This is a genomic window from uncultured Roseivirga sp., from assembly GCF_963973945.1.
In the GTDB taxonomy this organism is placed as follows: Bacteria; Bacteroidota; Bacteroidia; order Cytophagales; family Cyclobacteriaceae; genus Roseivirga.
Window position 1 is genome coordinate 1 of the sequence record NZ_CAXBBV010000024.1, and the last position, 8,252, is coordinate 8,252.

Sequence of the window (8,252 nt, forward strand, 5' to 3'; positions counted from 1 at the left end):
TGACCTTACAATGGGCTGAAGTAAAAACGTCAACTCAACAAAAGCAGATTCTGGAGAGATAGTTTAACTATCCAGAACAACTACTTAAAACAACAAACCCCAGCTAGACGATGTCTAACTGGGGCTCTTTCTTTATAGATAGGTATATCTTACCTCACTATTGTTTCTGTTCTATCTGGGCCTAAAGAGACTATTGTAATAGGCACGCCTGTTTCTTTTTCAATATATTCAATATAAGAAACCAGTTCAGAAGGCAGATTACGATACTGCTTTACATCTCTAACATCGGTAGCCCAGCCTTTAAAGGTTTTGTAAACAGGGGTTACTTCTTCATCTAAAAGCTGGAATGGCATTTCTTCTGTTAGTGTCCCGTCTGAAAGTTTATAATGAGTACATATCTTCAATTCATCAAGGATACTTAAAACATCGGCCTTCATCATAAAGAGTTGTGTTACTCCGTTGATCATGATGGCATATTTAAGTGCTGGCAAATCTAACCAACCACATCTTCTAGGACGACCTGTGGTGGCTCCAAATTCATGGCCTTCATCTTGAATTCTCTTCCCAACTTCATCGAACAGTTCGGTAGGGAATGGTCCTCCTCCTACACGGGTACAGTATGCTTTAAAAATACCAAAGACTTCTCCAATATTTCTTGGCGCGACTCCTAACCCCGTACAAGCTCCTGCAGTCATTGTATTTGAGCTGGTTACGTATGGGTAACTTCCGAAATCAATATCGAGCAAAGAGCCTTGTGCTCCTTCGGCCAAAACAGTTTGGCTTGAACGGATGCATTCGTTAATCACATATTCACTATTCACCAAATTGAAATCTCTTAGGAAGTTGATCGCTTCAATAAATGGTGCTTCTGCTTCTTCCAAATCGTATTCGAAATCGTAATGACTCAGAATGTTTTGGTGCTTCTTCACTAGGTTACGGTATCTTCCTTCAAAATCAGGGGCTACGATATCTCCTACTCGGATTCCGTTACGGGCCACCTTATCTTGATAAGAAGGGCCGATCCCTTTCAATGTGGAACCGATTTTATCTTTTCCCTTTGATTGCTCATAGGCTGCATCTAACAACTTATGTGTTGGTAATATGAGCTGTGTTTTCTTAGAGATGAAGAGGTTTTTCTTAAAATCAATATTGAATTTAGATAGGCCTTCTATTTCTTTTTTGAAAACGATTGGATCGAGCACTACACCGTTTCCGATTATGTTTCGTATTCTTTCACGGAATATACCTGAAGGAATTTGATGCAATACATGTTTGTGTCCGTCAAACTCGAGCGTATGACCAGCATTTGGCCCGCCCTGGAATCTGGCTACAACATCGTATTTTGGAGCTAGTACATCAACTACTTTTCCCTTGCCTTCGTCTCCCCATTGCAAGCCTAAGAGTACATCAACCTTCATTCTAGTTTTCTGATTTTAATTTTAATATTGCCTCGGCCAATGTGTTTTCAATATTGAATATGGCGTTGAGCTTCGTTATTATCAATAGCTTTTTCACATGTTCTGAAGGGTTTACAATGCAAACCTCTCCGCTCTGATTTCTAAACTTAGTCAGAATTGTGATCAAGACACCGATTCCACTGCTGTTAATATACTTTACTTCGTTAATATCGATTATACAGTATTTTACTCCTTCTCCAATTGCCTTGTCTGCTTCTTTTAGCAGGGCAACTCCGACTTCTTCACCAATAAGATTTCCTTGTAAGGAAAGTATTAGCACCTCAGAATCTATTTTTGAACTATAATCCATTTTAATTTTTGTTTAATTATTGGACTCTGTTTTCTTTTTTGGCTTTGCGAAAAAATAGAGTGTATGATGCATGATTTCAATATCAAACATTTCTTCGAGCGTATTTTTAATATTCTGTATTCTTGGGTCGCAGAACTCAAGCACTTCTGTTGAGTCTAACATTAAGATATGATCGTGCTGTTTAAAGCCGTATGATTTTTCGTATTGGGCTAAGTTTTTTCCGAATTGATGTTTGCTTACCAAATCACATTCTACTAACAAATCTAATGTGTTGTATACTGTGGCTCTTGATACTCGGTAGTTTTTATTCTTCATTGAGATATAGAGTGACTCTACATCAAAATGCCCCCCTCTGGAATAAATCTCCTCAAGAATAGCGAACCTTTCGGGCGTTTTTCTTAGTGCTTTATTCTCCAAAAAGGCAGTAAAAATCTTTTTTACTTGTTCAAATACCTCAGGCTTCAGCGACATACTTCTCGTGCTTCAAAGTGCAAATATATAACTCTAAACTTATTTCACTCATTAGGATCGTATCTATCGGAAATTAACTCTATTATATATAGATAGAAAAGAGCTAAAGCGATAGGTGTGGGCTGATACAACCAATTAGTATTACTTCTGGTTCTTATTTTAAATCTTTTGATTCGAAACGAGTCACCTTCATTACACCATTGATCTTTTCCAGCTTACGGCTCATGTCGTCTAAGTGCTTAGTGTTATTTATATAAAGCATGATTTGCCCATCAAAAATTCCAGTTTCAGTATCAATACTGATGGATCGCATATTGACTTTAAGTTCGCTTGAAATTAAGTCTGTTACATCTCGCATCAAACCTACTCTATCGGTGCCAATAATACGAAGACCTGCCAAAAATGCATTTTGCTGTTCTGACATCCATTTGGCCTTTACTATTCTATTGCCATGATTGGAGAGTAATTCTGGTGCATTGGGGCATGTAGTTCGGTGAATTTTTATTCCTTCATTTACGGTTACAAAGCCGAAAACATCATCACCCGGAATTGGATTACAGCATTTGGCAAGACGATAATCTACCATATCCATATCTTCACCAATTAGAAGGATATCTTTTTCGGTAGTTTTTATCTTACTAAAGTCATCACTAAAATCACTTAGCTGTTCTGATTTGGCTCTTTGAGATTTTGTATTGACTTTAAAGTCTTTGTATTTCTTGATTTCTGAAGGGTCGATAATACCCTTCCCTACTTTATAGTAAAATTCGGTAACTGTTTTTTCCTCAAAAAAAGCTCGAAGCTGGTTTGCAACATCTCCATCAAAAGGAACTTTCATTTGCTTAAGCTTGCGCTGTACAATTTCCTTCCCATCAATGGCGGCTTGCTTTTTGAAATCCTTAAGCGAATCTTTAATCTTAGACCTGGCTTTGGAGGTTACCACAAACCTGAGCCAATCTTCATTTGGTTTTTGTTTGGATGAGGTAAGCACTTCTACCTGATCTCCGTTTTTTAGCTCATAGTTTAACGGAACTAATCGATTGTTTACTTTGGCTCCTAAACACTTTGCTCCTACTTCTGTATGAATGTCGAAAGCAAAATCTAAGGCTGTAGCTCCTGCTGGCAATATTTTCAAATCCCCTTTTGGGGTAAAAACAAAAACTTCATCACTAAATAGATTGGCTCTAAAGTCGTCTACAAACTCAATTGCATTGGTGTCATTTTGTTCGAGCATATCCCTTACCTTCTGAATCCAGAGTTCTAAACCAGATTCGTGGGATGTAGGTGCTCCATCTTTGTACTTCCAATGGGCAGCGTATCCTTTTTCGGCAATTTCGTCCATTCGTTTTGCGCGAATTTGAACTTCGACCCACTTTCCTGCTCTACTCATCACTGTAGTATGTAGGGATTCGTAGCCATTGGCTTTTGGTGTGCTTATCCAGTCTCGGAGTCTGTCAGGATTTGGCGTATAGAAATCTGTGACTATTGAATATACCTGCCAACAAGCGTTCTTTTCATGTTCATGGTCGGTATCTACAATAATTCTAATGGCAAACAGGTCATAGACTTCTTCAAAAGGAATGTTCTGTTTTTTCATTTTATTCCAAATGGAATAAATAGATTTTGGGCGCCCTTTAACCTCGAAGTTGATTCCAGTACGGTTGAGTTCTTCTTGAATAGGCGCCACAAAGCTTCTAATAAATCTATTTCTCGAGGATTTACTTTCAGCAATCTTGGAGGCTATGTCGGCATAAACATCTTCTTCTGTATATTTTAGCCAAAGGTCTTCGAGTTCAGACTTTATTGTATAGAGCCCCAAACGATGTGCAAGTGGTGCATATATATATATAGTCTCAGAAATAATTTTTAACTGTTTATGCCTGGGCATACTTCCCAAAGTCCTCATATTATGAAGACGGTCGGCAAGCTTTACTAATATTACCCTTACATCTTCTGACAGGGTCAATAGCATTTTTCTGAAATTTTCAGCCTGCTGGGAGCTCCCATGATCGAATACTCCTGAAATCTTGGTCAGGCCGTCAATGATTTTGGCTACTTTGGGACCAAAGTCTGCATTAATTTCATCTAGTTCTATTTCTGTATCTTCTACTACATCGTGAAGTAGGGCTGCCACAATTGATGTTGTGCCCAAACCAATTTCTTCAACACAAATTTGCGCTACGGCCAAGGGGTGATAGATATAAGGCTCCCCAGATTTCCTTCGCATTTCTTTATGGGCCTCAAGTGATGTGTTGAACGCCTTTTTAATCAATTTAGCATCATCATCCTTTAAAAAAGGCTTTGCTCTGCGCAATAGCTTACGATACCTCCTAATAATTTCCTTTCTTTCTTCTTCTGCATCAACTGCTATCATACATTAAAATTAGCCAGTGTAATTTTCGATCAATAATATTTATAAAAAAAGATTTTCAGCTATTGAATTATTTCTCTTTTAGTGTACCTTTGCAGTCGCATTTAACAAACGCACGCGGATGTGGCGAAATTGGTAGACGCACTAGACTTAGGATCTAGCGCCTTACGGCATGGGGGTTCGAGTCCCTCTATCCGCACAAATAAACCCTCGATCTTCCGATTGGGGGTTTTTTATTCGTACCAACAAAAATTGACAGGTTTTGGATATCACGTTAGACAAAAAAGCTTCAAATGTAGCTTCAATTAAAGTTAATTTAAATGAAGCGGATTACCAATCAAAGGTAGCCGACAAAATCAAAGACTACGGAAAAAAGGCGCAGATCAAAGGCTTCCGAGCTGGGAAAGTGCCAAAGAGTCTTATCGAAAAGATGTACGGAAAGTCTATCCTAGTAGAAGAAATCAACCATATAGTGGGACATGCTATTCAGGATTACATTCGTGAAAACGATTTGAAAATTCTTGGAGAACCACTTCCAAATCAAAAACAAATTGAGTCTGTTGACTGGGATACTCAATCTGATTTTGAATTTGAATACAATATTGGTTTGGTAGAAGAGTTCGCTTTGTCTTTAGACAAAAAGGTGAAAGTAACTTCTTATACTATTAAGGCTGACGACAAGGTTCTTGACGAGTCTATTGAGAACGTAAGAACTCAGTTTGGTAAAATGACCAATCCTGAAGTAAGTGAAGAGGGTGATTTGCTTTACGGAACCTTGAAGCAAGAAAATGGCGATATCGAAAACGATACGACTATTGATCCTTCTGATTTCACCAAAACCAACGCTAAGAAGTTTGTAGGAAAGAAGTCGGGTGACGAAATCAAGGTTAATCTAAAGAAACTCTTTAAGGATGACGCTCAAGTAGCTTCTCACTTAGGAAAAACTGCTGATGAAGTAGCTGATCTTGATGATGCTTTTGTTTTTGTTGTGAAAAATATCAACAGAAAAGAAGTTGCTGAATTAGATCAAGAGCTTTTCGATAAAACTTTCGGTCCTAACACTGTTTCAACAGCAGAAGAGTTTAGAACGAAAGTGAAAGAAACGATCGAAGCTAATTACGCTCGTGAAACGGACGCTTTCTTAAATAAAACTATTCAAGACGAATTAATCAAAGTTACCAAAATCAACTTGCCAGATGAGTTCTTGAAAGAATGGTTGAAAGTAACAGGCGAAGGCAAAGTAACTGACGCAGACATTGAAAACGAGTATGAAATCTATGCTGATCAATTGCGTTGGAACTTGATTTCTAGCCAAATAGCTAAAGAAAATGAGTTAAAGCCTGAGCATGCCGACATCCAAGAGGCTACACGCGCTATGATTGCACAGCAATTTGCCGGGTCAGGAATGGGCCAGTTTGCAGAGCAAATGGATTCTTTTGTTGAACATTACCTTAAAGGAGAAAATGGTCAGAACTACATGAAAATGGCCGAGCAAGTACAGGAGACTAAAGTGATGGAATTGATTAAGGATAAAATCGAGATCAAATCTAAAGAAGTCGATGTAGAAAAATTTAAGGAGATCGTTGAGAACTAAACGAATAACAACCTTGTTGAAATTAAAGTCCTTTGAACGAAGGGCTTTTTTTTTAAATTTGTTCAGTTCAATTCTCTAATAAAAACATGATAGATAAAAACGAATTCAGAAAATATGCTATTCACAATCAAGGTGTGAGTGGAACTGCGATTGACGATTATTCTAATTATATACAGAATATGACCCGATCGGTAATTGAGGAACGTCCGACTAGATTTGCCGAAATTGACGTGTTTTCACGTTTGATTATGGATAGAATCATTTTCTTAGGAATGGGTGTTGACGATAATATTGCCAATATTATTACTGCTCAGTTGTTATTCTTAGAGTCAGTTGATCCTAAAAGAGATGTTTTAATGTACATCAACAGCCCAGGCGGGTCAGTTTATGCAGGTTTAGGTATTTACGATACTATGCACTATGTTGGTCCAGACGTAGCTACAATATGTACTGGTTTAGCCGCTTCAATGGGGGCTGTACTATTGGCTGGTGGAGCTGCTAACAAAAGAGCCGCTTTACCACATTCTAGAATCATGATCCACCAACCAATGAGCGGTATGCAGGGTCAGGCTTCTGATATGGAGATTTCATTGAAGCAAACGCTTGAGGTAAAGAAAGATCTTTATAATATTCTTTCTAGTCATTCAGGACAAACCTACAAGAAAATTGAGCAGGATTCTGATAGAGATTATTGGATGAGGGCTTCAGAAGCTAAAGAATACGGATTGATTGATGAGGTCTTGATTAGACCAAAAAAATAAGATTATGGCAGAAGTAACCTGTTCCTTTTGTGGAAGAAATAAGAAAGATGTAGACCTGATGATTTCAGGTATTCATGCGCACATTTGTAATCACTGTATTACTCAAGCGAATCAAATTCTTTCCGAGGAATTAAAAACAAAAAGTGCCGATGAGTCTAAGCCTAGGTTCAACGTAATTAAACCGATGGAGATGAAAAAACATCTCGATCAGTACGTTGTGGGGCAAGACGAAGCCAAAAAGGTTATTTCTGTAGCGGTTTACAATCATTATAAGCGTTTGACTCAACAAAAGATTGATGACGATATTGTGATTGAAAAATCAAACATTATTATGGTGGGGGAAACGGGCACAGGTAAAACTTACATTGCCCGAACCCTTGCTAAAATTCTTCAAGTACCCTTCTGTATTGCCGATGCTACTGTATTAACTGAGGCAGGTTATGTGGGTGAAGACGTTGAAAGTATTCTTACTCGTTTACTTCAGGCAGCCAACTACGATGTAGAGTCGGCTGAAAGAGGTATTATTTATATTGATGAGATTGATAAAATTGCCAGAAAATCTGACAATCCGTCTATTACTCGTGATGTAAGTGGAGAAGGTGTTCAGCAAGCACTTTTAAAGTTATTAGAAGGAACAAATGTTAATGTTCCCCCTCAGGGTGGAAGAAAACATCCTGATCAGAAAATGATTTCGGTAAATACCGAAAACATACTTTTCATTTGCGGTGGTGCCTTTGATGGTATTCAAAGACATATTGCTAGCCGATTGAACACACAACCACTTGGTTTTATCTCGGCACAAGATGACAAAGAGGATTATGATAGAGAGAATCTTCATCAATACATCAATGCTCAAGATTTAAAGAACTTTGGTTTGATTCCAGAGCTAATTGGACGTTTACCAATCGTTACTTTCTTAAATCCTTTGACCAACGAGATTCTTAAAGACATTTTAACCAACCCTAAAAACGCGCTTACAAAGCAGTATACTAAGTTGTTTGAAATGGAAGAAAAGGAGCTTGTTTTCGAACCTTCGGCACTAGATTATATTGTAGAAAAAGCACTTGAATACAAATTAGGTGCTCGTGGTTTACGCTCAATTTGCGAGGCCATTATGACTGATGCTATGTTTGAAATGCCATCTGACACTAAAAACAACAGGCTTGAAATCGATTTAGAATACGCTAAAGAAAAGCTAGAGAAATCGAAGTTTAAGAAGTTGAAGGTGGCTTAAATCAGGTAATCAGGTAATCAGGTAATCAGGTAATCAGGTAATCAGGTAATCAGG

The 8,252-nt window shown here is 38.0% G+C and carries 7 protein-coding genes and 1 tRNA gene; 4 read left to right on the forward strand and 4 right to left on the reverse strand.

What is annotated here, in order from left to right:
* Positions 1-149 precede the first annotated feature (149 nt).
* From AAC026_RS19665 to AAC026_RS19680, 4 genes are all read right to left on the reverse strand, one after another.
* Positions 150-1,418, reverse strand: coding sequence for an adenylosuccinate synthase (locus tag AAC026_RS19665; protein WP_339701786.1), 1,269 nt, complete (start codon positions 1,416-1,418; stop codon positions 150-152).
* A 1-nt stretch (position 1,419) separates the two neighbouring features.
* Positions 1,420-1,767 (reverse strand): STAS domain-containing protein, encoded by a 348-nt coding sequence (locus AAC026_RS19670; protein WP_339701789.1) that lies wholly within the window; start codon positions 1,765-1,767, stop codon positions 1,420-1,422.
* 12 nt (positions 1,768-1,779) lie between these two features.
* Positions 1,780-2,238, reverse strand: a complete 459-nt coding sequence (locus tag AAC026_RS19675) for a transcriptional repressor (RefSeq protein WP_339701791.1) — start codon at positions 2,236-2,238, stop codon at positions 1,780-1,782.
* A gap of 154 nt (positions 2,239-2,392) precedes the next feature.
* On the reverse strand, positions 2,393-4,612 hold the full coding sequence (locus tag AAC026_RS19680; protein ID WP_339701793.1) for a bifunctional (p)ppGpp synthetase/guanosine-3',5'-bis(diphosphate) 3'-pyrophosphohydrolase: 2,220 nt from the start codon (positions 4,610-4,612) through the stop codon (positions 2,393-2,395).
* Between the two features lie 114 nt (positions 4,613-4,726).
* Here AAC026_RS19680 and AAC026_RS19685 point away from each other — a divergent pair.
* From AAC026_RS19685 to clpX, 4 genes are all read left to right on the forward strand, one after another.
* A tRNA-Leu gene (locus AAC026_RS19685) sits at positions 4,727-4,808 on the forward strand.
* Positions 4,809-4,871: 63 nt separating this feature from the next.
* Positions 4,872-6,203: a trigger factor gene (tig, locus tag AAC026_RS19690; protein ID WP_339609854.1), complete on the forward strand. Its 1,332-nt coding sequence runs from the start codon at positions 4,872-4,874 to the stop codon at positions 6,201-6,203.
* Between the two features lie 86 nt (positions 6,204-6,289).
* A complete protein-coding gene (locus AAC026_RS19695) occupies positions 6,290-6,964 on the forward strand; it encodes an ATP-dependent Clp protease proteolytic subunit (protein ID WP_053225082.1) in 675 nt (224 codons plus the stop codon).
* Between the two features lie 4 nt (positions 6,965-6,968).
* Positions 6,969-8,198 (forward strand): ATP-dependent Clp protease ATP-binding subunit ClpX, encoded by a 1,230-nt coding sequence (gene clpX / locus AAC026_RS19700; protein WP_339701795.1) that lies wholly within the window; start codon positions 6,969-6,971, stop codon positions 8,196-8,198.
* Positions 8,199-8,252 lie beyond the last annotated feature (54 nt).